The following is a 24,694-nucleotide window of genomic DNA, read 5'->3' as shown; positions in this document are numbered from 1 at the left end:
ACCCACCGACCTTCAACTGCATCTCCTGGACCTTCTCGACATCGATCCACGAGACATCCGCTGAAGATCACTCACGTGCGGAAAACGGGGCTAGCGCCTCACCGCAGGGCGGCGACGGCCTTGTCGACGTCGTCGTGGAAGGACAGCAGGCGGGTCAGCCCCATGATCTTGAACGCGTGCTCGATGTCCGGGCTGAGCCCGGCCAGCGCCAGGCCGGCGCCCGCGTCCTGGGCTCGCTGATGGGCGCTGACCAGCACGGAGATGCCGGTGGAGTCGCAGAACCGCAGCCCCGACATCTCGATCACCAGGCCGTCGCCCGGCGCGAGGCCGAGCTCGTCCAGGGCCTCGTGCAGGCGGGGGGAGGTGTGGTGGTCGAGGTCGCCGGCCACCGCGAGGATGCGGATGCGCGCCGAATGGGGCCGGGAGGTGATGGTCAGACCGTGGTCGTGCTGCACTGGGGCTCCTCAGAAGAGACGCCCGTCGAGCGGGCGGGGACGGACAGGGCGAGCACCGCGGTGTCGTCCGACACGCCGTCGCCGAGGGTCGTGATCAGTTTGTGCACCGTGGCCAGCAGGCCGTCGGCGCTGGTGGGGGCGGCGGCGGCCAGGTAGGCGGCCAGGCCCTCCTCGTCGAGCCTGGCCCCGGTGCCGGTGCGCGCCTCGGTCAGACCGTCGGTGTAGAGCAGGAGGGCGTCGCCGGGCCCCAGACGGGTGCTCACCTGGGCGAAGTACGGGTCGCGCAGGATGCCGATGAGCTGGCCGCCCTCGGGATGGACGGCCTCGACGGCGCCACCGGCGCGCACCACCAGCGAGGGCGGATGCCCACCGCCCGCCAGGGTGACCTCGAAGCCGCCGTCCACGGGGTCGAGCACCCCGAAGACCGCCGTGCAGTACGGCGGCGGCATGACCTGACCGGCGTGCTCCTGCTGCAGGACCGCGTCCAGGTTGGCCAGCACCGCGCACGGGTCGGGGTCGTAGACGGCGGCGGCGCGCAGGGTGTAACGGACGAGCGAGGTCAGCACGGCCGCGTCGGCGCCCTTGCCGCAGACGTCCCCGAGGAAGAACGCCCAGCGGTTGCCGTCGAGCGGGAACAGGTCGTAGAAGTCGCCGCCCACCTCGTCCACCGAGACGGGATGGTAGGCGGCGGCCGCGCGCAGGCCCGGCACCTCCGGCAGGGTGTGCGGGACGAGCGTCTGCTGCAGGGTGCGCGCCAGGCGCTCGGCGTCGGCCCGCAGCCCCCGCTCGGTGGCCAGGGTGCGCGAGGCGGCCAGGCGCAGCTCCAGCTCGTCCATGACCAGGGCGGCCAGGTCCCGCAGGGCGCTCACGTCCTCGTCCGCGGCCTGCCGGGGACGGAAGTCCATGACGTTGACACTGCCCACGCAGCGGCCGTCGGGGCCGGTGATCGGGGCCGCCGCGAAGAAGCGCACGCCGGTCCCGCCGGGCGGATCGGCGGCCACCGCCGAGTCGGTCGTGACGTCCGGGATCACGCACACCTCGCCCCGCGCGAGCACGGCGGCGTACAGGCTCTCCTCCGAGCCGCCGGGGAACGGGCCGGCCGGCGGGCCGTGGGCGGCCACCCGGCGCACCCCGTCGTCACCGGCGAACGTCACGGTCGCGATGGGAGCGTGGAACATGCGCGCCGCCAGCGAGGCCACCCGGTCCAGTGTCGCCTGGCCCGGCACGGCGGGGAGTTCGTGCCGCCGGCGGGCCGCCGCGCGGTGCGTCTCATCGGCGGTGCTGACGTCCGGCTCCTTCCGCTCGCTCCGCTCGGCACACGCGCCGAGCAGGGACGGAGGCCCGACCCCCGGAGTGATTTGCCCTATTCTACCTACGGTCGAGGTGGTACCTGACCTGCCGGTCCACAGCCGCGACGGCATCACCGGCGCGACGCGGGGTAGACGCGCCCGCAGCGAACAAGGGGGAGCCGGATGACATACGACGACCACGGTGAGCGGCGGCCCGCGGCGGCGGCCGGTGCCGGGATCTTCACCGTGGACGACGAGGTCGGCCGCGACCTGGCCGAGGTCGACTGGGAGGCGACCCCGCTGGGCCGTCCGGAACACTGGCCACAGAGCCTCCAGACGGCGGTCAGCATCCTGCTGTCGTCCCGCTTCTCCATGTGGATGGCCTGGGGGCCGGAGCTGACGTTCTTCTGCAACGCCGCCTACCGCCGCGACACGCTGGGCCAGAAGTACCCGTGGGCGCTGGGCCGGCCGGCCCGCGAGGTGTGGGCGGAGATCTGGGACGACATCGGCCCGCGGATCGACACCGTCCTGGCCACCGGGAAGGCGACCTGGGACGAGGCACTGCTGCTGTTCCTGGAGCGGGCCGGCTACCCGGAGGAGACGTACCACACCTTCTCCTACAGCCCGCTGCGCGACGACCACGGCTCGGTGATCGGCATGCTCTGCGTGGTCAGCGAGGAGACCGAGCGGGTCATCGGCGAACGCCGCATGGCCACCCTGCGCGATCTCGGCTCCGACCCCAGCGTGGTCCGCACCCAGCAGGAGATGCTCACCTTCGCCTGCCGCCAGCTCGGCCGCAACCTCCAGGACCTGCCCTTCACCCTGACGTACCTGTTCGACGGCGACGGCCGGGCGCGGCTGGCCGGGGCGACCGGGCTGCCCGCCGAGCATCCGGCGGCGCCGGCCGTCCTCTCGCCCGGCGACCCGGACGCGGTGTGGCCGGTCCAGGCCCCGGCCCGCGGCGAGCCGGCGCTCGTGGCGCTCGACGCGGCCCCCCACGCCGGGCTGCCGCCCGGAAACTGGCCGGAGCCGCCCACCCACGCGCTGGTGGTGCCGCTGCTGCAGCAGGGAGGCAGGCCGTACGGGTTCCTGGTGGCCGCGCTCAACCGCTACCGCGCCCTGGACGACGGATACCGCGGGTTCGTCGAGCTGGCCGCCGGGCACGTCGCCACCGGCATCTCCTCGGCCCGCAGCTACCAGGCCCAGCAGCGGCGGGCCGAGGAACTGGCCGAGCTCGACAGGGCGAAGACCGTCTTCTTCTCCAACATCAGCCACGAGTTCCGCACGCCGCTCACCCTGATCATGGGCCCGGTGCAGGAGCTGCGGAACACGCTGGCCGGGGCCGCCCCCGAGGTGCGCCAGGACCTGGAGGTCGTCCACCGCAACGCCCTGCGCCTGGGCAGGCTCGTCAACACGCTGCTCGACTTCTCCCGGATCGAGGCCGGCCGCATGCAGGCCCGCTACGAGCCGGTCGACCTGGCGGCGGTGACCGCCGACCTGGCCAGCGTCTTCCGCTCGGCGGTCGACAAGGCCGGCCTGTCCTTCCACGTGGACTGCCCGCCGCTGGACGAGCCGGTCTACATCGACCGGACCATGTGGGAGAAGGTCGTGCTCAACCTGCTGAGCAACGCGCTGAAGTTCACCTTCGACGGCTCGATCGCCGTCCGGGTGGGCGTGCGGGACGGGCAGGCCGTGGTGACCGTCTCCGACACGGGCATCGGCATCCCGGCCGAGGAGCTGCCGCGCCTGTTCGAACGGTTCCACCGGATCGAGAGCGCCCGCTCGCGCTCCAACGAGGGCAGCGGCATCGGGCTGGCTCTCGTCCAGGAGCTCGTCGGCCTGCACGGCGGCACGATCGCGGCCGAGAGCGTCGAGGACAAGGGCACGACGTTCACCATCCGGCTGCCCTTCGGCGCCGACCACCTTCCGGCCGGGAGCCTGGTGCCGGGCCGCCCGGCGAAGGCGGTCTCGTCCGGCGCCGAGCCGTTCGTGCAGGAGGCGCTGCGCTGGCTGCCCGAGGACGACGTCACCGGCGCGGGGACGTCCTCGGACGTCTCGGCGGACGGCGGCGGCTCGCCGGGCCCGAGCGGCGGCCCGCCGGCCCGGGTGCTGATCGCCGACGACAACCGGGACATGCGCGAGTACCTCGTCCGGCTGCTCAAGGGCGCCGGCTACCACGTCACCGCCGTCGGCGACGGTCTCCAGGCGCTCGACGCCGTGCACGCCGACGAGCCCGACCTCGTGGTCAGCGACGTGATGATGCCGCGCCTGGACGGCCTGGCCCTGGTCGCCGCGCTGCGGGCCGATCCGCGTACCGCCGGGGTGCCGGTGCTGCTGCTGTCGGCGCGCGCGGGGCAGGAGGCCTCGATCGAGGGCCTGGCGGCGGGCGCCGACGACTACCTGGTCAAGCCGTTCTCCGCCGCCGAGCTGCTGGCACGGGCGCGGGCCAACGTGGAGCTGGCGCGGATGCGCAACCACCACACCCGCTGGCGCAACGCCATGATCGACTCCTTGCAGGAGGCGTTCTTCGTCACCGACGAGGACGGCGCGGTGATCGAGATCAATTCGGCGTTCACCGACATCCTCGGCTACGGCCCCGCCGGCCTGCCCTACCGGCCCCGCCACCCCTGGTGGCCGGACGAGGAGCGCGACCCGCAGGCCCACGGCCTGGTCGCCGAGGCGTTCGGGCGGCTCGTCGGCGAGGGCAGGGGCAGCGCGGTCATCCCCGTCACCCACCGTGACGGGCACCAGGTGTGGGTCGCGGTCACGTTCAACTCGGTCACCGACCCCGGCACTCGGCGGCGCCGCGTCGTCGGCACCCTGCGCGACGTGACCGCCGAGCACTACCTCGTGCAGCGCGAGAGCGCGCTCGCCGCGCTCGGCCTGCGCGTCTCGCAGGCCGGCAACCTGAACGACGCCCTGGCCGGCGGGCTGGACGCGCTGCAGGAGGTCTGGCACGCCCGGCAGGTCACGGCCGTCGTCTGGGACGAGGACGGTTCCCGCGGCCTGGTCACCGCCCCGTCCGGCCCGGCCTGGCAGGACCTGCCGGAACGGGTGCGGGCCGAGCTCACGGGCCTGCGTGAGCAGCCGCCCCTGCGGGCCGTCGCCTCCGAGACGGACGGGGCCGGCATCACCCTGGAGCATCCCGAGGGCCTGCTCGCCGTCTGGATCGACCTGGGCCGGAACCGGCCGTTCACCCGCGAGGACCAGACCCTGCTGGCGCTGCTGGCCGGCCACCTGGGCCAGGCCCTGCACCGGGTGCACCAGCTCGACCAGCAGCGTGAGGCGGCCGTGGCGCTCCAGCGCGCCATCCTCGGCCCGTCCCGGCTGCCCAGCGGCTTCGCCGTGCGCTACGAGCCGGCCACCCGCCCGCTGGAGGTCGGCGGCGACTGGTACGACATCGTGCCGCTGACCGGCGAACGCATCGGGATCGTCGTCGGCGACTGTGTGGGGCGCGGGCTGGAGGCCGCGGCCGTCATGGGACAGCTGCGCAGCGCCTGCCGGGCCCTGCTGCTCCAGGACGCCGGGCCGGCCCAGGTGTTCACCGCGCTCGACCGGTTCGCCGCCCTCATTCCGGGCGCCAAGTGCACCACCGTCTTCTGCGGCGTCCTGGACACCGCCACCGGCGACCTCGTCTACTCCAGCGCCGGGCATCCCCCCGGCATCCTGGCCCACGCCGACGGCGCCACCGAGCTGCTGGAGGGCGGCCGCTCGACCCCGCTGGCCGTACGGTCGGCCCGCGGGCGCACCGAGGCCCGGTGCACCATGCCGGCCAGGTCCACCCTGCTGCTCTACACCGACGGGCTGGTGGAGCGGCGGCGGCGTCCGCTGACCGCGGGCATCGGCGAGGCCAGCGCCGCCGTCCAGGTCGGGCGGTCCACCCCGATCGAGGAGCTGGCCAGCGACGTCATGTCCTCCCTCACCCCGGACGGCGGCTTCAACGACGACGTCGCGCTGCTGCTCTACCGCCAGCCCGCCCCGCTGGAGGTGGACTTCCCCGCCGAGTCGAGCCAGCTCGCCCCCGTGCGCTCGGCCCTGCGGGAGTGGCTGGCCCGCTGCCAGCTCACCCCTTCGCTGGTGCAGAACGTGCTCGTGGCGGCGGGCGAGGCGTGCGCCAACGCGATCGAGCACGGCCACCGCAACGCCCCCGGCCGGACGATCCGCCTGCGGGCCGTCGCGACCCCCGGCGACCTGCGGCTCACCGTCGCCGACACCGGCCGCTGGAAGCCTCCTGAGCCCGAGGCGAACCCGCACCGGGGCCGGGGCGTGGCGCTCATGCGCGCCCTGATGAACGAGGTCACCATCGAACCCGGCGCGGCCGGTACCACCGTCGACATGCATGCGAGGATCAGCTCATGACCACCCCTCTGACCCTTGCGGCCTCGACGCGGCCGGACGGCACCCAGGTCGTGGCCGCCGCCGGCGAGATCGACATGAGCAACGCCGGGGCCCTGGAGGAGGCGCTGGCCCGTACCGGCGAGAGCATGGTGCTCGTCGACCTGAGCGAGGTGGCGTACCTGGACAGCGCGGGCCTGACCGTGCTGTTCACGCACGCCGCGCGGATCCGGCTCGTCGCCAACCCGCTGCTCGAACCCGTCCTGACGATCGCCGGCTTCGCCGACGTCGCCGCCATCCAGGAGATCACGTACGCCGACCCGCCCCAGGACGGCCACAGCGCCTGAAGCAGCTCCGATCCTGCTGACCGGCGGGGGGAAGCGTTCAGGCCGGGTAGGCGTGCGTCTCGGTGGCCTTGACGGAGGCCCAGATCCGCTGGCCGGGGGTCAGGTCGAGGTCGGCGACGGCGGCGGGGGTGATGTCGGCGAAGGCCGTCAGGGGGCCGTCGAGGTGCACGCGCACGTTGTCGCCGTGCCGTTCGATGCCCTCGATCCGGGCGTGCCACAGGTTGCGCGGGCTGCCGTCGGGGCGGCTGCGGTACAACGCCACGGCGGCGGGCGGGAAGGCCACGAACGCCGGCCCGTCGAGCTCCTCGGACGTGTGCAGCAGCACCTCGCCGACCTTGACCCGCACGCCCTCGGCCACGCCGCGATAGAGGTTGAGCCCGACCAGGCGGGCCACGTAGTCGGTGCGCGGATGGCGGGCGACCTCGGCCGGCGGGCCCTCCTGCACAACCGTGCCGTGCTCGATGACGATCAGCCGGTCGGCCAGCACCATCGCGTCGAGCGGGTCGTGGGTGACCAGCACGGTGGCGCCCGCGAAGTCGGCCAGGTGGCGGCGCAGCTGGGAGCGGATCTCCAGCCGGGTGTGGGCGTCGAGCGCGGCCAGCGGCTCGTCCAGCAGCAGCAGCTCGGGCCGTACGGCCAGCGCGCGGGCGAGGGCGACCCGCTGCGCCTGCCCGCCGGACAGCCGCCGCGGCCTGGCCGCGGCGTGGGCGGCGAGGCCCACCCGCTCCAGCAGGGCGGCGGCCGTCCGGCGGGCCTCGGCCTTGGGCACGCCCTGGCAGCGCGGCCCGAAGGCGACGTTGTCGAGCGCCGACAGGTGCGGGAAGAGCAGGTAGTCCTGGAAGACCATGCCGATCGGGCGGCCCTCGGCGGGCAGCGTGTGCAGCGGCGCGCCGCGCAGGCTGATCCGCCCGCCGGTCATCGGGGTGAGCCCGGCCAGGGCGCGCAGGGCGGTGGTCTTGCCGGCGCCGTTGGGGCCGAGCAACGCCACCACCTCACCGGCGGCGACCCGCAGGGAGACGTCGAGGGTGAAGGCCGGCCGGGTGACCACCAGACGGGCGTCGAGGGTCACGGCGCGCTCACCCACCGGTCGCGCAGGCTGGCCAGGATGACCACCGAGACGGCCAGCAGCACCAGGCTGAGCACGATCGCCGCCTCCGGCTCGGTCTCCAGCGCCAGGTAGACCGCCAGCGGCATCGTGCGGGTGGTGCCGGGGAAGTTGCCGGCGAACGTGATCGTCGCCCCGAACTCGCCCAGCGCCCGCGCCCAGCACAACACGGCCCCGGCCACCACGCCCGGCATCACCATGGGCAGCGTCACCCGGCGGAACACCGTCCAGCGGGAGGCGCCGAGCGTCGCGGCGGCCTCCTCGAAGCGCTGGTCGGCGCCGCGCAGCGCGCCCTCCACGCTGATCACCAGGAAGGGCATCGCGACGAACGCCTCGGCGACGATCACACCGGCCGTCGTGAACGGCAGCGTGATGCCGAAGGCGGACTCCAGCCACTGCCCGGCCAGGCCGCGCCGCCCCAGCACCAGCAGCAGTGCCACGCCGCCGACCACCGGCGGCAGCACCAGCGGCACGGTGACCAGCGCGCGCACCAGCCGCCGCCCCGGGAACGACACCCGGGCCAGCAGCCAGGCCAGCGGCACGCCGAGCAGCAGGCAGAAGGCCGTGGCGACGGTGGCGCAGAGCAGCGACAACCGCAGCGCCTCCAGCACGTGCGGCTCGGCCAGCCGCCGGAGCAGCGTGGACCAGGGGGCCCGGATCAGCAGCCCGGCCAGCGGCAGCACCAGGAACGCCAGCCCCGCCAGCGCGGGCACGATCAACATCCACGGCGCCCGCCCCGAGACCTCACGGCCCGCGAGCGGACGCCCCCCGGGCGGCTCTGCCGGGCCGGGACGTCGGGAGCGAGCGGTCACGGGGCCTCGAAACCGGCCTTGGCCAGGACGTCCTTGCCCTGCTGGGACAGCACCAGGTCGACGAACCGCTTGGCCAGGTCACCGGCCGGGGCCTTGGTCAGGGCCGCGATCGGGTAGTCGTTGATCGCCTGGGCGGCCTCGGGGAAGTCGATGCCGGTCACCTTGCCACCGGAGGCGATCACGTCGGTCCGGTAGACCAGCGCGGCGTCCACCTCGCCCAGCTGCACCTTGGTGAGCGTGGCCTTGACGTCCTGTTCCAGGGTCACCGGCCTGACCTTGAGGCCGGCCGCGCCGAGCGCCTTGACCGCGGCGGCCCCGCACGGCACCTGCTCGGCGCAGAGCGCCACCTTCACCGCGGGGTCGGCCAGGTCCTTCAGCTCGTCGACCTTGGCCGGGTTGGCGGCGGGCACCGCGATCTGCAGCTTGTTGCGGACGAACGTGGCCGGGGCGCCCGCGAGGGAGGCGTCGGTGACCGTCTTCATGGTGGCCGGGCTGGCGGCGGCGAACACGTCTGCCGGGGCGCCCTGGACGATCTGCTGGGCCAGGGTGGCGCTGGAGCCGAAGTTGAACCTCACCGTCGTGCCCGGATGGGCGCTCTCGAAGCTCTTGCCCAGCTCGGTGAACGTGCCGGTCAGCGAGGCCGCCGCGAACACCGTCACCTCCCCGGCGCCCCCGCCGGCGGACGCGGCGGGAGCGGACGAGGCGGACGTGGCCGGCGCGCCCGAGCCGCAGCCGGCCAGCGCGAACGCGACGGGCAGGGCGATCGTCCATCGGGAAAGACGCCTGAACACCAAGGGGGGCTCCTCACACCTGACTGGCCACGCGCTCGTGGCCGGGGATCTCCACGACGACGTTGGTGGACTTGATCACGGCGACCGCCACCACCCCCACCTGCAGGCCCAGCTCGTCGGCCGCCTGCCGGCTCATCAGCGACACCACGCGGAACGGCCCGGCGGCGATCTCCACCTGGGCCATCACCGCGTCGCGGATCACCTCGGTCACGATCCCGCGGAAGCGGTTGCGCGCCGAGGAGCGACCGCCCTCGCCGTCGCTCTCGATCTGCGAACGGGCGAAGGCCGCCAGATCGGCGCCGTCGACCCGCCGATGGCCGTGCTCGTCACGCTCGGCCGCCAGCCGGCCCGCGTCGACCCACCGCCGGACGGTGTCGGAGCTGACCCCGAGCAGCGCCGCGGCCTCGCTGATCCGGAACGTCGTCACAAGCCCACACCCTACCTTCCGCATATTCCACCCTGAAGCCCGGTCTGGCTACGCAACAGCGAGATGATCGCCGGACATGCCATCGCATCCACGAGGGCACATCCGGCGACCGCGCCCGGTCACTGCCGCCGGACCATCTTCCCGCCCCCGGTCAGCGCGGCGTGACGCTCGCCGACGACCTGTGGACGAGGGCCGCCACGGCGAGCGCCACGACCACCAGCAGGGCGCTGACCCACAGCGCCGACCGGTAGCCGAGCCCGGCGGCGATGGCCGCGCCGCCGAGCGCCGGGCCCGCGGTGGCCCCCACGTTGAGCGCCGCCGTGGCGAAGGAGCCGCCGAGCGAGGGCGCCGCGGCGGCCGCGTACAGGACGCGGGCGATCAGGGTCGAGCCGACCGCGAAGGACAGCGCGCCCTGGACGAAGACCAGCACGAACACCGCAGCCGGAACAGCCGCCGCGAACGCGAACAGCGCCCACCCGACCGGCAGCGCGAGCCCACCCGCGACCAGGACCAGCGCCGGCCGCGCGTCGGACAGCCGGCCCGCGGCGGTCACCCCGGCGAACGACCCCAGCCCGAACAGCGCGAGCAGCACCGGCACCCACCCGTCGGAAACGCCGCTCACCTCGGTGACCAGCGGTGACAGGTAGGTGAAGGTGCAGAAGGTGGCGGCGTTGACCAGCGCGCCCAGCGCCAGCGCGACCAGCAGGCGCGGCTCGCGCAGCGCCCGCAGCTCGTGCCGGGCGCGCGGACGGTCGCTCTCCTGGCCGCCGGCCGGCACCGACCGCACGACGGCCAGGACGGCCGGCAGCGAGACCAGCGCCACCGCCCAGAACGCCGACCGCCAGCCGAACGCCTGACCGAGCACGGCGCCCGCGGGCACCCCGGCGACGCACGCCAGCGTGATGCCGCCGAGCAGGACGGACGTGGCCCGCCCCTTGGCGTCGGGGGCGACCATGCCGGCCGCCGTCGCCAGGCCCACGGCGAGGAAACCGGCGTTGGCCAGCGCCCCGAGGACGCGGGTGGCCAGCAGCACGGCGAAGTCGGTGGTGAGCGCGCCCGCCACGTGCACGAGCACGAACGCGACGAGGAAGACGAGCAGCGCCTGCCGGCGTGGCCAACGCAGGCTGAGCAGCGCCATGAGCGGCGCCCCGACGACCATGCCCGCGGCGAACGCGGACGTCAGCGCGCCGGCGGCCGGGACGGACACGCCCAGGTCGGCGGCGATGGCCGGGACCAGCCCGGACAGCATGAACTCCGACGTTCCCTGGGCGAACACGGCCAGCCCGAGAACGTAGATGGCGAAAGGCACGAGCGGTACTCCAAAAGGCAGCACGAAGGAACGCGGCGCGCCGGCGGCGTAGCAAGGGCGCGGGCGCTACCGCGAGGGGGAGAGGCCCGGGTTCGACGCCACGACGGTGGCGGAACAGCCGGGAGGAACCGGTCCGTACGAAGGTGATCGGATGACGGAAGGGCGCGCGGTCTCAGGGACGGCGCGGCCGCATGACATCACGAGAAGCCACCGACGATCGGTGGCTAGCGTCTTGACGCCTCGGGACCGGACACGCGCCATACCCTAGCCGGAGATCACGGAAGCCGTCCACCGGGTTCGCGCGCGGCCGGTCACGCGGTCTCGGCGCCGAGTGCCTGGGCCACGGGCCGGCGGGCGGCCAGCCGGGCGGGCAGGGCGACGAACGCCGCGGTCGCCAGGAGGGTGGCCGGCACGGCCGCGGCCAGCCAGGAGAAAGGCGCCTGCACCGAGTTCCCGGCCGCGAAGAGCGAGAGCAGGCCGAGGCCCAGGGGGACGCCGACGACGGCGCCGGGCAGGCTGGGCAGCAGCTGGGCGCTGGACAGGCCCGCAGCGACCTGCCCGGGGGTGGCGCCGAGCGTGCGGGCGACGGCCATGGTGGCGCGCGCCTCCATGGCGGTGGTCCAGGTGAGCGTGACGGTGTTCACGACGGCCAGGACGATCAGCAGCACGGTGACGGCGAGCATCGGCCGCCGGTCCTGTACGCCGCGCAGGTTGGGCAGGACGGAGGAGCCGTCCAGGCCGTAGCCACGCTCCGGCTGGGCGTGGAGGGTCAGCAGGGCGACCATCGCGATCACCGTGGTGGCGGTGGAGCACGCCTGGAGCACCGCCCGGCCGGGGCGGCGGGCGGTCAGCCGCAGTCCGAGCAGGAGCGGCGTGGGCAGCAGCGCCGACAGGGCGGTGATCCGGGGCCGGTGACGGGGCGGCCGCGCGGTCGCCGACAGCGCCGTGACGGTGGCCGTGCGCATGGCGCGCAGCGTGGGACGCAGCGTGGGACGCAGCGTGGACAGCACCGCGACCACCACGGCCAGGACGGTCGCGGTGACCACGACGGGGCCGCCGAGCTCGGCCGCGTCGCCGATCCGGCTGGCCGTGGGGCCGGCCAGGGCGGGCGCGGTCAGGCGGGCGATCGCCAGCCCCAGGGCGTCGCCGGCCAGCGCGAGCGCCAGGTATTCGGTGAGCAGGACGGTGGCGATCAGCCCGGGGGTGGCGCCGACGGCCTTGAGCAGCCCGGCCCGGCGCGCCTGCGCGGCGGCGCGCCCGGCGGCCAGCGCCGCGACGCCGGTGACGGCCAGGAAGCTGAGCAGCCAGCTCCCGACCACCAGGATCGGCCGGCTGTCCTTGAGGATGACGGTGTCCTGCGCGGCCGTGAACTGCCAGGAGTGGAAGTCGACCCGCAGCTCCGGGTCGCGGTGCGCGTCGCGGAACGCCTCGGTGGCGGCGGGGTCACGCAGCTTGAGGTCGATGGCCGTGGTGACCGGCAGGTGCCGGGCGGAGGCCAGCGTCCGGGCGTCCGAGCTGGTCAGCCAGGCCAGGCCGCCGTAGTCGCTGGGGCCGCCGCCCGGCCCGATCTGCGCCGCCCAGGGGTAGACGGAGGTGGCCGCGGTGACGGCGATCCCGACGACGGGGTACGGCCGGCCGGCGATGGTGACGCGGTCGCCCACGCCGACGCCCAGGGCGGTGGCGAAGCCGCGTTCGAGGACGGCGCCGCCGGGGCGCACCCACCGGCCCGAGGTCACCAGCGGCCGGTTGACCGGGCCGCGCCGCTCGGCGAAGCCGTGCACCACCACCTGGGACGACGTCGAGCCGCGGGTGGTGAGGTCGGCGTAGACGATGCGGTAGGGGCCGTGGCGGGCGACCACGTCGGGGTCGTCCGCCAGCGAGGCCACGAAGACGGCCGGTTCTCCTCGACGAACGTCCGCTCTCCTGATGGCACATTCAGGATATTGAACGGTCATTCAAAGACCGGCAAAGACTGCCTTGACCGAGGCCACCCGGCTGATCGTCGCCTGCCTCACCTGGCCAGCCCGTACCGGGTGGTGAGGGCGCGCAGCCCCTCGACCACGTCGGCGGCCGAGGGCGCGGCCTGCGGGTCGTTGAGCCACTGGGCCATCACCCCCAGCAGCAGCGCGAGCTGCACCGAGCCGACGGCGCGCACCTCGCCGTCGCCGATCTCCTCCTCCGGCACCCCGGTGAGCTGGGCGGCCATGCCCCGCCGCCCCTCGCGCTGACCGGCCACGAGCTGCTCGCGCAGCTCCGGCGAGTGCTCCGCCTGGACCAGCGCCTCCAGGTTGGCCAGCCACAACGTGCGGTGCTCGTTGATCGAGCCGATCAGCTGCTCCCACAGCGCCTCGAAGCTCTCGGCGGGCGACCTGCCGGGGTCGTCGAGGGCGGCCAGCGCCGCGCCGACCTTCTCCCCCCATTCGCCCATGGCCTCGACCAGGGCCGCGTTGAGCAGCGCCTCACGCGAGCCGAAGTGGTAGCCGATGGCGGCCATGCTCACGCCCGACGCCGTGGCGATGTCGCGGACGGTGGTGCGCCCCCAGCCCTTCTCCTCCAGGCAGCGCCGCGCTCCGGCCAGCAGGTCTTCGCGATTTCCCATGGCCGGAAGCCTAGCACGGACGCCTTAGACGCACGTCTTGCGCATTTGCCCAAATCTGCGTACGGTGTGGAGCGTTCACCCGACGAAAGAGGACATTCCAATGCGGATCCTGATCTCCGGCGGCAGCGTCGCCGGCCCCGCCCTTGCCTACTGGCTGCACCGTCACGGCCACCAGGTCACCGTCGTCGAGCGCGCCCCGGCCCCGCGCGGCGGCGGCGCGGCCATCGACTTCCGCGGCTCTGCCCTGGACGTGCTGGAGCGCATGGGCCTGCTGGTCGAGATGCGCCGGCACGCGACCACGATGACCTCCATGACGCTGGTCGACGAGACCGGCGACGCGCTCGCCGTGCTGCCCGCCACCGCGATCTCCGGCGAGCTGGAGGTGCTCAAGTCCGACGTCACGAAGGTCCTGTACGAGGCCACCCGCGACACCGCCGAGTACCTGTTCGACGACACCGTCACCGCGATCGACCAGGACGCGGCGGAGGTGCGGGTGCGGTTCGAGAAGGCCGCGCCGCGCACGTTCGACCTGGTGGTCGGCGCCGACGGGATGCACTCCAAGGTGCGCGCGCTCGCCTTCGGCCCCGAGTCGCGCTACGTGCGCGACCTCGGCATCTTCGGCGCGCTGTTCACCACCGGCAACATCCTGGACCTGCGGGACGCGGGCCTGATGCACAACACCCCCGGCCGCAGCGCGCTCGCCTTCACCGCCCACGGCAACACCGAACTGCGGGTCGGCCTGTCGTTCGCCGCCGACGACCTCGTCTACGACCGGCGCGACCGCGCCCAGCAGGAACGCCTGGTGGCCGAGCACTACGCGGGAGCGGGCTGGGAGGTGCCCCGGCTGCTGGCGGCCATGCGGGAGGCGGAGGAGTTCTTCTTCGACTCCTCCGGCCAGGTCGTGATGGACACCTGGACGAACGGCCGGGTCACGCTGCTGGGCGACGCGGCCTACTGCGCGGCGCCGACCTCCGGCCGCGGCACCTCACAGGCCCTGATCGGCGCGTACGTGCTGGCCGGGGAGCTGGCCGAGGCCCCCGACCACGTCACGGGCCTGGCCGCCTACGAGCACCGGATGCGCGACTACGTCGAGCGCAACCAGCGGCACGGCCGGGCCGCGGCCCGCTGGTTCTTCGGGGCGCCGGACGAGCCCATGCCGGACGACGTCGACGACGCGGTCGCGCTCAAGGACTACGCGGTCTGAGGTCGTGGCCGAAGACCCCGGCGGCTCAGAGCCAGCCGGCGTCGCGGGAGATGCGGATGGCGTCGATGCGGTTGCGGCCGCCGACCTTGCTGATCGCGTTCGACAGGTAGTTGCGCACGGTGGCCTGCGACAACGAGAGCTGGGTGGCGATCTGCGCGGTGCGGATGCCGGACGCGGCGGCGCGCAGCACCTCGGTCTCCCGGGCGGTGAGCGGGCTGCTGCCGGTCTCCAGGGCGGCGGCGACCAGCTCGGGGTCGATCACCCGTTCGCCGCGGGCGATGCGCCGGATGCCGTCGGTCAGGGTCTGGGCCGGGGCGTCCTTGACGATGAACCCCCGCGCGTGCACCTTCAGCGCGCGCAGCAGGTTTCCCGGCTGGCTGAGCCCGGTGAGCACCAGCGTGCGGCACTCCGGCAGCCGCCGCGACAGCTGCTCGGCGGCCGACAGGCCGTCCAGGCCGGGCATGTCGATGTCCAGCACCGCGACGTCCGGGCGTACCCGGAGGGCGGCGGCCAGCACCTCGTCGCCGCGCTCGATCTCGGCCACGACCTCCATGTCGTCCTCCAGCGAGAGCAGGGCGACCAGGGCCGAGCGGATCATGTGCATGTCCTCGGCGATCAGTACGCGGATCACGGGCCTTCCTCGGGAACCTCGACCGACAACCGGAAACGGCCGTCGTGGACGGCGGTGGACGACGAGCCGGACGCCGCGCGGGCGCGTTCGGTCACCCCGGCGAGCCCCGACCCCGGCCCGCCGACGCCGCGCACGCCGTCGTTGACGATCTCCAACCGTACCGTGCCGTCGCCGCGGGCCACGGTGATGGCGCAGGTCGTGGCCTCGCTGTGCCGCAGCAGGTTGGTGGTGCCCTCGCGGATGGCCCACGCCAGCGCGTCGTGGGCCGGGCCGGACAGCGGCGGCAGTGCGGCCACGTCGAGCCGGGTGTCGACCCCGGCCGCGCCGAGCAGGGCCGCCGCGCCGTCGATCTCGGTGCGCAGCGACACGGCCAGCTCGTCGCGGGTGATCGCGCGTACGTCCCTGAGGGCGTCGCGGGCGACTCCGGTCAGGCTCTCGATCTCGGCACGGGCCGCGCCGGCGTCCTTGGCGAGCAGCCGCAGGGCCAGGTCGCCCTTGAGGGAGATGGCCGACAGGCTCTGGCCGAGCAGGTCGTGCAGGTCGCGCGAGACCCGGACGCGCTCCTCGCCGACCGCGGCGGCGGCCAGCTCGGCCCGGGTGGCCTCCAGCTCCTCCAGCAGCAGCACCAGGCGGGCCCCGGCGACCAGCGCCCCGCCGAACACGACCAGGCCGAGCACGGGGTAGACGGCCAGCAGCAGGGCGTGCGGCACCGTGTCGCCGTCCCGCAGCATCTGCGCGACCTCCAGCGCGGCGGGGTGCAGGACCTGCGCGACGGCGGCCACCGCCCGCGCGGGGCCGCGCAGCAGCATGACGATCGAGGCCAGGGCGAAGACGGTCACGGCCTCCCACTGCGTGGCGAGCCACCACAGGGGCAGGTTCGCCAGCAGCAGGAGCGCCGCCAGGGTCCAGGGCCAGCCCGCCGGGCGGGCGCCGCGGGAGGCGGCCAGGCTGTGGCGGAGCTGGAGCGCGAGGGCCGCCAGGACGCCCAGGCCCGCCAGGACGGGGTTCCTGGGCGGCCCCTCCATGCCCATGCCGATGTAGACCGGCACCTGCGCGGCCAGCGGGACGTGCAGCGCGACGAACGGCCGGTGCGGATGCCGCAGCACCCAGGCCGGCGGGATCTGCGCGGTCATGCCGGCACCTCGATCGTCTCGGTCACGTCGTCGGCGCGGACCTCCAGCAGCACCCGGCCGCCCGCGACGGTGGCGGCGATCGTGCAGGCGCGCACTCCGTCGGCGCGCAGCAGGCGGGTGACGGCGGCGCGCAGGGCCGCGCGCGGCCGGGGCGGGATCGTCTCGGGGACGCCCTGCCTGGGCAGCTCCAGGCGGGTCGGCACACCCGCCGCCGACAGCAGCGTGGCGGCCGTCTCCAGCTCGGCCCGCAGCGACGGCTGCCGGTAGCCGCGCACCCGCCGTCTGGCCTCGGCCAGCGTGCGGCGCGAGTCGTCGGCGAGCCGCCCGAGCTCCGCCGCCAGCCCGGGGGAGGGTCCGGGATCGCTGCCAGGGGTGTTTCCGGTGGTCAGGGCCGCCGCCGCGCGCTCGCCGCGGGCGGCGAGCGACTCCAGCGCGCCGCCGAGCGTACGGCGCAGGTCGTCGTCGATGCGCCGCCGCTCCTGCGCGACCGCCTGCTGGGCCAGCGCCTGCCTGGCCGCCTGCAGCCGGGTCAGGGCCGCGGCGAGCCAGACGAGCAGCAGCACCGCCCCGCCGCCGCACAACACCGAGAACACCGGCCACGACGCCACCTGCCACGGCAGGCCCAGCAGCAGCGCCACCGGCGCGGCCGCCGCCACCAGGGTCACGCAGACCAGGTACGACCACGGCGCCGGCAACACCAGCACGGCCGACACCAGCAGCCCCGCGTACGCCCGCGGCCACATGTTCCCGGCCAAGGGCGTCACGCCGAGCACGACGACGGCCATGACCGCGAACGTCCAGCGACCGGCCGGCGGACGGCGGGCATGGGCGGCGTACCAGACGTGGCGCAGGTGCAGGGGAAGGTAGGCCGCGGTCGCGGCCAGGCTCCACAGCCCGGTGCGGCTGTCGTTGCCCTCGTAGCCGAACGACAGCGTCACCTGCAGCAGCGGCAGCAGGGAGCTGCACACGACGGCGACGACCGGCGCCAGCCGGACGACCCGGTCGGACCGCCAGAACTCCGCCCTGCCCGCCACCCTGCCCACCGCCCGTCGACGTTCCCCGGCTGACCAGGGTAGGCCGCCCGGCCGGACGGCGGCAGCGTCCGGCCGCCGAGGCCGGACCAGGGTGAGCGGCAGGGCCATGAGAGGTCGTCGCCGCCTTCCTCGGGGGGATGTCGAGGCCTCAGCCTGCACCCCGGAGGACGGCGGCGAACAGATGCAGATGTCATCGGACGGCCCGTGAGATTCGCGGGCTCGTCCGGGTTCAGCCGGTCTTGCGGATGGCCAGGCCGTGGTCGCCGCCGGCGGCGATGAACGTGAGCCCCGGCCCCCACGCGTTCGGCCGCGGCGGCATCGGCACCGGGACGCCGGTGCCCGTCTGGCCGGAGTTGTACTGCCCCCAGCCGTACGCCTCGCCGCCGCCGGTCAGGGCCAGGCCGAAGGCGCAGCCGGCCGCGACGTCCTTGACGTCCGACAGGCCCGGGACGAGCTGCGGCTGCTTGACGAGCGCGCCGGTGAAGGCCACCTGGGCCTCGGTGTTGTCGCCCCAGCCCCACACGTTGCCCGAGCCGTCCACCAGGTAGCTGTGCCGGCAGCCGGCGGCCACCGCGCGCACCTGGCCGTACCTGCCGACGACGTGCACCGGGCTGTAGGACGCGGTGACGGAGGTGGTGCCGTTGCCGAGCTGGCCGGAGTTGTTGGCGCCCCAGGCCAGCAGCGTGCCGTCGGAGCGGACGGCCAGCGAGTGGGAGAATCCGGCGGCGATGTCGTAGACCGGCCCGCTCTCGCCGCCCAGGCCGGGCAGCATGGTGGGGCTCGCCTTGGCCACGCCCGTGCCGTCGCCGAGCTGGCCGCGCGAGTTGTCCCCCCAGACCAGCACGCTGAAGTCGTTCCGCAACGCCATGCTGTGGAACCAGCCGGCCTCGATGTGGGTGATGCCGCGCAGCTCGCCGAGCGGCTGCGGGGTGGCGTACGAGCCGCCGAACGCGCCCAGGCCGAGCTGCCCGGAGTTGTTGACGCCCCAGGCCCAGACGTGGCCGTCGGCGGTGCGCGCCAGGCTGAACCCCCAGCCCGCCGCGACCTCCGCGACGCCGGTCAGGCCCTGGACCTTGACCGGGACGTTGCTGTCGGTGTGACCGCCGTCGCCGAGCTGGCCGTTGTTGTTCTGCCCCCAGGCCCAGACCGAGCCGTCGGCCGCGATGGCCAGGGAGTGGGTGAGGCTGCCGGCGACCTCGGTGAAGCCCTGCTCCTCGGCGCGTACCTTGACAGGGAGCTGCTGGTCGGCGTAGCCGCCGTCGCCGAGCTGCCCGAAACCGCCCTTCCCCCAGGCGATGGCGTGCGTGGTGGGCGGCGCCGCCGCCTGGGCCGGTACGGCGGCCGCGAGCGCGGCGGCCGCCACGGCCGCCACCAGGACGGCCCGCGATCGTCTGCCGAGCCTCCTCGGGATGGAGAGCTGCATCTGACCTCCTCATGGTCCGGGCGCCGTCGACGACGGCACCTCAGAGCATGGGCGTTCCGCGGCGTTCCATCCCGTTCCATCCGCGGGTCTTGCTCACCGGCAGGCAGCGGCCGATGACGGAGGTCGTCCCGCTGTTCGCCGGGATCGGCAGCGAGCAGGGGCACGAGGGGCTGGGCTCCGGCTACTCCAAGCGCGCCGGCGGCGGGGCGCGGCGGTGGCCGCCGACCCGCCCGCCGGGAGCACGGCGGACGGGACGGAGACGGCTAGTTCACCCGGGTGACCCGGTTCAGGGCCGGGGCGGCCAGCGGGCTCTTGGCCCGGATGTAGGACTCGAACGCCTCGATGTCGCGGACCTTCTCCACCCGCTCGGTGCCCTCGGTCAGCACCGAGAAGCCGTCGCCGCCGGTCGCGATGAAGGAGTTGGCGGTCAGGCGGTACTTCGCGGCGGGGTCGACGACGGCGCCGTTGAGCTTGATGCTCGCCGGGTCGACGCGGTCGCAGGCGGGCCTGGCGTTGTCGTAGGTGTAGGTGAGTCCCTGCGAGACGCCGAGCACGCGCGCGGTGCCCTGGCCGCACCACTGCTGCTCCAGCAGCCGTTCGAGCTGGGCGCCGGTGAGCGTCATGGTGACGAGCATGTTGGCGAACGGCTGTACGCGCAGCGCCTTGCCGTGCGTCACCAGGTTCGACATCTCGTTGCCGGTGGGGTTGACGATCAGGTCGCCGCCGATGCCGCCGCCGTAGGGCGGCTGGACGGCGATCTGGGCGCCGCCGTTCTCGGCGGCGGAGGTGGCGAACAGGCGGGCGTCGGCCAGGGCGTGGCCGACGGTGGACTCGCCGGCGGCGTTGCGCTGGGCGGTCAGGTCCCGGGCGAGCAGGCCGACCGGCCGGTCGAGCAGCTTCTGCGCCTGCTCGTCGGTCCTGCGGCGCAGGGCGGCGATCCGGGCGTCGGGCTTGATGTCGTGGGTGACGGTGATGTTCTCGGCCTTGGCGGAGGTCGGGTTGCCGGTCGTCCGGTCGACGGTCAGGACGACCTTGGTGAGCTCGCGCGTGTGGGCGGAGGTCTGCGTGACCGGGATGCCGTTGACCAGGCAGTTGTAGGGGTTGTGCGTGTGCCCGGAGATCACGGCGTCGACCTCGGGGTCGAATCGCTGCACGATGTCCTTGATCGGCCCGGCCAGGTTGTTGCACTCGTTGGGCAGGCCGCCGCCGGTCTGCCCGCCGCCCTGGTGGATCAGGACGACGATCGTCCGCACGCCCTTGGCCTTGAGCTCGGCCGTGTAGGTGTTGACCGCCTCGGCCTCGTCGCGGCCCTCCAGCGGCTTGGTGGGGCCGGGGGCCTCGTTGAGCGCGTTCTTGTAGTCGACGCCGATGATGCCGACCTTGACGCCCTTGACCTCCTTGACGATGTAGGGCGTGAGCGCGGGCTTGCCGGTGGTGGTGTCGACGATGTTGGCGCCCAGGTAGGGGAACGCGGCGCCCCTGAAGCCCGGCAGCGCGCACCCGTCGATCGGGTGGCAGCCGCCGTTCTCCATCCGGCGGAACTCGGCGATGCCCTCGTCGAACTCGTGGTTGCCGACGCTGGAGGCGTCCAGGCGCATCAGGTTCAGCGCCTGGATGCCCGGCTCGTCGTGCAGGGCGGTGGCGTTCATGGTGCTGGAGGAGTAGTTGTCGCCGGCCGAGAGCCGCAGCGTGCCGTCGGGGTTGTCGCGCTGCAGCCGGTCCATGTGGGCCGCCAGGTACTCGGCCCCGCCCGCCTCGACCGGCCCGGACGGTGTCGTGGCGAAGCTGGTCGGGAAGCCGGAGTGGAAGTCGTTGAAGGCCAGTAACTGGATGTCCACGGCGTCGGCGCGGGCGGGCAGCAGGCTGGTGCTTCCGAGCACCAGCGCCATGAGGAGGTTGCGCATGGCCACGAAAGTGACATAGTCCCATCGAGTCACACAAGAGGGAAATTTTCTAACATTGGACGTTGAATGTGAACTATTGACATACCTCGCGGGAAGCGGGAGGGTTCCTCCCATGTCACCGATCCTGGCCAGAATCCGAGGGATCGAGCCCACCCTCACGGCCACCCACCGGCGCATCGCCGAGACGATCCTCGCCGAGCCCGCCACCGTGGCCGCCTCGACCATCGGCGAGCTGGCGGAGCGGTGCGGCACCTCGCTCACCACCATCACCCGCTTCTGCCGGCAGCTCGGCCTGGCCGGCTACCCCGAGCTCAGGCTGGCGCTCGCCGCCGAACTGGGCCGCAACGACGCCGCCCCGCGCGAGCAGGGCCTGATCGCCTTCTCCCCGGACGACCCCGCGAGCCTGGTGCTGCGCAGCCTGCTGGCCAGCGACATGCGCGCCATGGAGGAGACGGCGGCCCAGCTCGACCTGGAGGCCGTGGACCGGGCGGTCGACGCCCTGGTGCGGGCCCGGTTCATCGACTTCTTCGCGGTCGCCGGCAGCGCGGGCGTGGCCATGGACCTGCACCTGCGCCTGCATGCCATCGGCCGCCCCGGCGCCTTGTGGACCGACGTGCACAGCGCCGTCTGCAGCGCCAACGCCCGCGACCGCGACGACGTGGCGCTCGGGATCTCCCACTCGGGCACCACGGCCGAAGTGGTCGAGCCGCTGGCCATCGCCAAGCAACGCGGCGCCACCACCGTCGCGGTCACCAACTTCCCCCGCAGCCCGCTGGCCGAGGTGGCCGACATCGTGCTGACCACCGCCGCGCAGGACACCCCCTTCCGCGCTGGCGGCGTGGCCGCCCGCCACACCCAGATGCTCGTCCTGGACTGCCTCTACATCGGCGTCGTCCAGCGCACCCACGAGACCAGCAACCAGTTGCTCACCGCGGCCACCGACGCGGTCAGCAAGCACCGCCTGCCCCCACGCTAGGAGCCCCCATGCGCCTTGCCGCCGCCGCTGTCGCCTTGGCGATGGCGGTCACCGCCTGTGCCCCTTCCGCCACGACGAGTGCCGATTCCGGCAAGATCACCCTCTCGGTCTGGGGCTGGGGCCCCGAGGCGAACTACGACAAGATGTTCGCCGAGTACGAGAAGCTCCACCCCGGCATCGACGTCGACGCCCGCTCCTTCACCACGGCCACCGAGTACGACACCATCCTGTCCACCGGCCTGGCCGGCGACAGCGGCCCCGACCTGGCCTGGCTGCGCGCCGGCGCCAACCTCCAGCCGCTGGTCGAGGCCGGACGGCTGCTCCCGCTCGACACCAAGGACGTGCCCGGCCTGGCCGCCTACGACGAGAAGGTCCTGCGCTACGCCAAGGGCGACAAGGACGGCAAGGTCTACGGCGTGCCGTTCGCCGTCCAGACCCTCCAGGTGATCTACAACAAGAAGATCTTCGCCGACAACGGCCTCACCCCGCCGAAGACGTACGCCGACATGATCTCCGCGGCCGACAAGCTCAAGGCCAAGGGCATCGTGCCGTTCGCCTTCGGCGGCAAGGACGACTGGATGTTGCCGATCGTGGCCGGCATCTTCGGCACCGCGCACTGGGGCGGCGACACGTTCATCGCCGACGTCAAGGCCAAGCGCAAGAAGTTCGCCGACCCGCGCTTCGTCGAGGGCATCGACCAGCTCAACAAGCTCAAGCCGTACTTCCCCGACGACGTGGCCGGCGTCTCCTACACCGACGCGCAGATCCTGTTCTCCTCCGGCAAGGCGGCCATGTTCCCCGGCGGCCTGTGGGAGCTGAACTTCTTCGGCGAGCACGCCAAGGGCGTCGACCTGGGTGTCTTCACGCCGCCCACGCCGGAGGGGGAGGGCGTCATGCCCGGCTTCACCGACGGCTCGTACGGCGTCAACGTCAAGACCAAGCACAAGGCCGAGGCGCTGAAGTTCGCCGCCTGGCTGGCCTCCAAGGACTACGGCCGGCTCTTCACCGACACCTTGCGCATCTTCTCCGCCGTGCCCGGCGTCACCCCCAAGGACCCGCTGCTCAACGAGGTCTCCGCCACCTTCGCCCAGCGCGGAGGCACCTACTTCATGAACGAGTTCGCCTACGGCAACCCGACCTCGGCCACCGTGTTCTCCAAGGCGTTGCAGGAGATGCTGCTGGGCCGCATCAGCGCCGAGGAGGCCGCCGAGCAGCTCGACAAGAGCGTGGCCACATGGCTCTAGCCGCGCGGCGGGGATCGTCGTACCTGTTCCTGATCCCCGCCTTCCTCCTGTACTCGGCGTTCGTGGTCTATCCGCTGTTCACCGGGCTCACCTACAGCTTCTTCTCCTGGAAGGGCACCCTGCGCGACCAGCCGGCCGGGCTGGACAACTACGCGAACCTGCTGTCGGGCGCCTTCCTGGACCAGCTGCTGCCGGCGCTGGGGCACAACTTCCTGCTCTTCGCCGGCACCATGCTGGTGCAGAACACGCTCGGCCTGGCCTTCGCGCTGGCGCTGTTCCGCGTACGGCGCGGCAAGCGGGCCCTGCAGACCATGTTCGCGCTGCCGTACCTGGTCAACCCGCTGGTCATCGGCTACCTGTGGACCCTGCTGCTCAGCCCGGCCTTCGGCCCGGTGAACGCGCTGCTCAAGCCGATGGGCCTGGCGATGCCGTGGCTGGGCGACCCCGGCACCGCGCTGCCGACCGTCATCCTGATCACCAGCTGGCAGTGGGTGGGCTTCCCGATGTTGCTGTTCAGCGCCGCGCTCGGCGGCATCCCGCAGGAGTACGCCGAGGCCGCCAGGACCGACGGCGCCGGCTCCTGGCAGGTGTTCTGGCGCGTCACGCTGCCGCTGCTCAAGCCGGCCATGGCCACCGTGACCATCCTCAGCTTCATCGGCAGCATGGGCACCTTCGCCCTGGTCTACGCCCTGGGCGGCTCCAACGGCGCCCCCGCGGGCGCGACCGACGTGCTCGGCCTGCTGTTCTACCGGACCGCCTTCGCCTCGGGCGACGTCAACGCGCTGGGCACCTCCTCGGCGCTGGCGGTCTTCATGTTCACCTTCATCTTCGGCTCGACGCTGCTGCTCGAACGGGTCCTGAGGAGGAAGTCGTGAAGGCCGTGGCGATCCGGGTCCTGCTGTGGGGCTACGCCGTCTTCTCCATGTCGCCGCTGCTCGTCATGCTGCTCAGCTCCCTCCGGCCGACCAGCGAGATCTTCGACCAGCCGCTCGGCTGGCCCAGCGGGCTCGGCAACTACGCCAAGGCCTGGACGGACGCCTCCTTCTCCACGTACGTGGTGAACTCGGCGATCGTCGTGGTCTGCTCGGTGCTGCTGGGGGCGGTGGTGTCGTTGCTGGCGGCGTACCCGCTGGGGCGCCGGGAGTTCCGGGGGCGCGGGCTGTTCGCCGCCTACTTCGTCTCAGGCATGACGCTGCCCGCCCACCTGGGCGTGCTGCCGCTGTTCTACCTGCTGGAGAGCATGGGCCTGGTGGACTCGCTGGCCGGGCTGGTGCTGGTCTACGCGGCCGGGTCGGTGCCGTTCAACGTGTTCGTGCTGACCGCGTTCTTCCGCCAGCTCCCGTTCGAGCTCGACGAGGCCGCCGCCCTGGACGGCGCGGGACCGTTCGCGACCTTCTGGCACGTGATGCTCCCGCTGGTACGGCCCGCGCTGGCGACCGTGGTGGTCTTCCAGTTCGTGCCGATCTGGAATGACTTCTTCTACCCCCTGGTCCTGATGCGGGACGAGAGCAAGCTGACCCTGCCGGTCGGCCTCACCCACTTCTTCGGCCAGTTCCAGAACGACTGGGGCACGCTCTTCGCCGGCCTGGTGATGACGACGATCCCCCTGGTCGTGCTCTTCGTCCTGGCCACGCGCCAGATCGTCGCCGGGCTCACCGCCGGCATGAACCGTTGAG

General features: G+C 73.5%; 21 protein-coding genes. 7 read left to right on the top strand and 14 right to left on the bottom strand.

The window, feature by feature from the left end; all coding sequences use genetic code 11:
• Window positions 1-98 precede the first annotated feature (98 nt).
• Together ABZ444_RS31865 and ABZ444_RS31860 are read right to left on the bottom strand one after the other, a co-directional pair.
• On the bottom strand, window positions 99-455 hold the full coding sequence (locus ABZ444_RS31865; RefSeq protein ID WP_358004845.1) for an STAS domain-containing protein: 357 nt from the start codon (window positions 453-455) through the stop codon (window positions 99-101).
• The gene (locus ABZ444_RS31860) at window positions 434-1,681 is read right to left on the bottom strand and encodes a GAF domain-containing SpoIIE family protein phosphatase (RefSeq protein WP_358004842.1); all 1,248 of its coding nucleotides are present in this window, start codon (window positions 1,679-1,681) and stop codon (window positions 434-436) included. Before ABZ444_RS31860 ends, ABZ444_RS31865 begins: the two co-directional genes overlap by 22 nt.
• Window positions 1,682-1,927: 246 nt before the next feature.
• Between ABZ444_RS31860 and ABZ444_RS31855 the strand changes: the two genes are divergently transcribed.
• Both ABZ444_RS31855 and ABZ444_RS31850 read left to right on the top strand, forming a co-directional pair.
• On the top strand, window positions 1,928-6,103 hold the full coding sequence (locus ABZ444_RS31855; protein WP_358004840.1) for a SpoIIE family protein phosphatase: 4,176 nt from the start codon (window positions 1,928-1,930) through the stop codon (window positions 6,101-6,103).
• Window positions 6,100-6,426 carry an STAS domain-containing protein gene (locus tag ABZ444_RS31850; RefSeq protein ID WP_358004837.1) on the top strand — a complete coding sequence of 109 codons (327 nt, stop codon included), beginning with the start codon at window positions 6,100-6,102 and terminating at the stop codon, window positions 6,424-6,426. The genes ABZ444_RS31855 and ABZ444_RS31850 overlap by 4 nt, the downstream gene beginning before the upstream one ends.
• A 37-nt stretch (window positions 6,427-6,463) precedes the next feature.
• Here ABZ444_RS31850 and ABZ444_RS31845 read toward each other — a convergent pair whose 3' ends face one another.
• The 7 genes from ABZ444_RS31845 to ABZ444_RS31815 all read right to left on the bottom strand — a co-directional run bounded on the left by ABZ444_RS31845 (window position 6,464) and on the right by ABZ444_RS31815 (window position 13,469).
• Window positions 6,464-7,510: an ABC transporter ATP-binding protein gene (locus ABZ444_RS31845; RefSeq protein ID WP_358004834.1), complete on the bottom strand. Its 1,047-nt coding sequence runs from the start codon at window positions 7,508-7,510 to the stop codon at window positions 6,464-6,466.
• A complete protein-coding gene (locus tag ABZ444_RS31840) occupies window positions 7,492-8,253 on the bottom strand; it encodes an ABC transporter permease (protein WP_358004831.1) in 762 nt (253 codons plus the stop codon). Before ABZ444_RS31840 ends, ABZ444_RS31845 begins: the two co-directional genes overlap by 19 nt.
• Before the next feature lie 86 nt (window positions 8,254-8,339).
• Window positions 8,340-9,137 (bottom strand): molybdate ABC transporter substrate-binding protein, encoded by a 798-nt coding sequence (gene modA / locus ABZ444_RS31835; protein WP_358004828.1) that lies wholly within the window; start codon window positions 9,135-9,137, stop codon window positions 8,340-8,342.
• Window positions 9,138-9,147: 10 nt separating this feature from the next.
• Window positions 9,148-9,561: a helix-turn-helix transcriptional regulator gene (locus ABZ444_RS31830; RefSeq protein ID WP_357979097.1), complete on the bottom strand. Its 414-nt coding sequence runs from the start codon at window positions 9,559-9,561 to the stop codon at window positions 9,148-9,150.
• 151 nt (window positions 9,562-9,712) lie between these two features.
• Window positions 9,713-10,870 carry a Cmx/CmrA family chloramphenicol efflux MFS transporter gene (locus ABZ444_RS31825; RefSeq protein WP_358004825.1) on the bottom strand — a complete coding sequence of 386 codons (1,158 nt, stop codon included), beginning with the start codon at window positions 10,868-10,870 and terminating at the stop codon, window positions 9,713-9,715.
• A gap of 311 nt (window positions 10,871-11,181) precedes the next feature.
• The gene (locus ABZ444_RS31820) at window positions 11,182-12,756 is read right to left on the bottom strand and encodes an FtsX-like permease family protein (RefSeq protein WP_358004822.1); all 1,575 of its coding nucleotides are present in this window, start codon (window positions 12,754-12,756) and stop codon (window positions 11,182-11,184) included.
• Between the two features lie 125 nt (window positions 12,757-12,881).
• Window positions 12,882-13,469 (bottom strand): helix-turn-helix domain-containing protein, encoded by a 588-nt coding sequence (locus tag ABZ444_RS31815; protein ID WP_358004819.1) that lies wholly within the window; start codon window positions 13,467-13,469, stop codon window positions 12,882-12,884.
• A 100-nt stretch (window positions 13,470-13,569) separates the two neighbouring features.
• On the opposite strand from ABZ444_RS31815, the gene ABZ444_RS31810 reads away from it, so the two are divergent.
• Complete coding sequence (locus ABZ444_RS31810; RefSeq protein ID WP_358004816.1) at window positions 13,570-14,673, top strand: FAD-dependent monooxygenase; 1,104 nt, start codon at window positions 13,570-13,572, stop codon at window positions 14,671-14,673.
• A gap of 25 nt (window positions 14,674-14,698) precedes the next feature.
• Here ABZ444_RS31810 and ABZ444_RS31805 read toward each other — a convergent pair whose 3' ends face one another.
• From ABZ444_RS31805 to ABZ444_RS31785, 5 genes are all read right to left on the bottom strand, one after another.
• Window positions 14,699-15,304: a response regulator transcription factor gene (locus tag ABZ444_RS31805; RefSeq protein ID WP_358004813.1), complete on the bottom strand. Its 606-nt coding sequence runs from the start codon at window positions 15,302-15,304 to the stop codon at window positions 14,699-14,701.
• On the bottom strand, window positions 15,301-16,437 hold the full coding sequence (locus tag ABZ444_RS31800; RefSeq protein ID WP_358004811.1) for a histidine kinase: 1,137 nt from the start codon (window positions 16,435-16,437) through the stop codon (window positions 15,301-15,303). Before ABZ444_RS31800 ends, ABZ444_RS31805 begins: the two co-directional genes overlap by 4 nt.
• Complete coding sequence (locus tag ABZ444_RS31795; RefSeq protein WP_358004809.1) at window positions 16,434-17,471, bottom strand: hypothetical protein; 1,038 nt, start codon at window positions 17,469-17,471, stop codon at window positions 16,434-16,436. Before ABZ444_RS31795 ends, ABZ444_RS31800 begins: the two co-directional genes overlap by 4 nt.
• A 229-nt stretch (window positions 17,472-17,700) precedes the next feature.
• The gene (locus tag ABZ444_RS31790; protein ID WP_358004807.1) at window positions 17,701-18,894 is read right to left on the bottom strand and encodes a hypothetical protein; all 1,194 of its coding nucleotides are present in this window, start codon (window positions 18,892-18,894) and stop codon (window positions 17,701-17,703) included.
• Window positions 18,895-19,157: 263 nt separating this feature from the next.
• Complete coding sequence (locus ABZ444_RS31785; RefSeq protein ID WP_358004804.1) at window positions 19,158-20,798, bottom strand: bifunctional metallophosphatase/5'-nucleotidase; 1,641 nt, start codon at window positions 20,796-20,798, stop codon at window positions 19,158-19,160.
• Between the two features lie 112 nt (window positions 20,799-20,910).
• On the opposite strand from ABZ444_RS31785, the gene ABZ444_RS31780 reads away from it, so the two are divergent.
• From ABZ444_RS31780 to ABZ444_RS31765, 4 genes are read left to right on the top strand one after another with little or no spacing between them, the layout of a single operon-like run.
• Window positions 20,911-21,774, top strand: coding sequence for a MurR/RpiR family transcriptional regulator (locus ABZ444_RS31780; protein WP_357979067.1), 864 nt, complete (start codon window positions 20,911-20,913; stop codon window positions 21,772-21,774).
• 8 nt (window positions 21,775-21,782) lie between these two features.
• Window positions 21,783-23,018: an extracellular solute-binding protein gene (locus ABZ444_RS31775; RefSeq protein WP_358004801.1), complete on the top strand. Its 1,236-nt coding sequence runs from the start codon at window positions 21,783-21,785 to the stop codon at window positions 23,016-23,018.
• Window positions 23,009-23,893, top strand: coding sequence for a sugar ABC transporter permease (locus ABZ444_RS31770; protein WP_358004798.1), 885 nt, complete (start codon window positions 23,009-23,011; stop codon window positions 23,891-23,893). The genes ABZ444_RS31775 and ABZ444_RS31770 overlap by 10 nt, the downstream gene beginning before the upstream one ends.
• Window positions 23,890-24,693, top strand: a complete 804-nt coding sequence (locus tag ABZ444_RS31765) for a carbohydrate ABC transporter permease (RefSeq protein WP_358004795.1) — start codon at window positions 23,890-23,892, stop codon at window positions 24,691-24,693. The genes ABZ444_RS31770 and ABZ444_RS31765 overlap by 4 nt, the downstream gene beginning before the upstream one ends.
• Window position 24,694 lies beyond the last annotated feature (1 nt).

This window comes from Nonomuraea sp. NPDC005730, assembly GCF_040630865.1.
Taxonomy (GTDB): domain Bacteria; phylum Actinomycetota; class Actinomycetes; order Streptosporangiales; family Streptosporangiaceae; genus Nonomuraea.
This window is presented reverse-complemented; position numbering and strand designations above follow the sequence as displayed.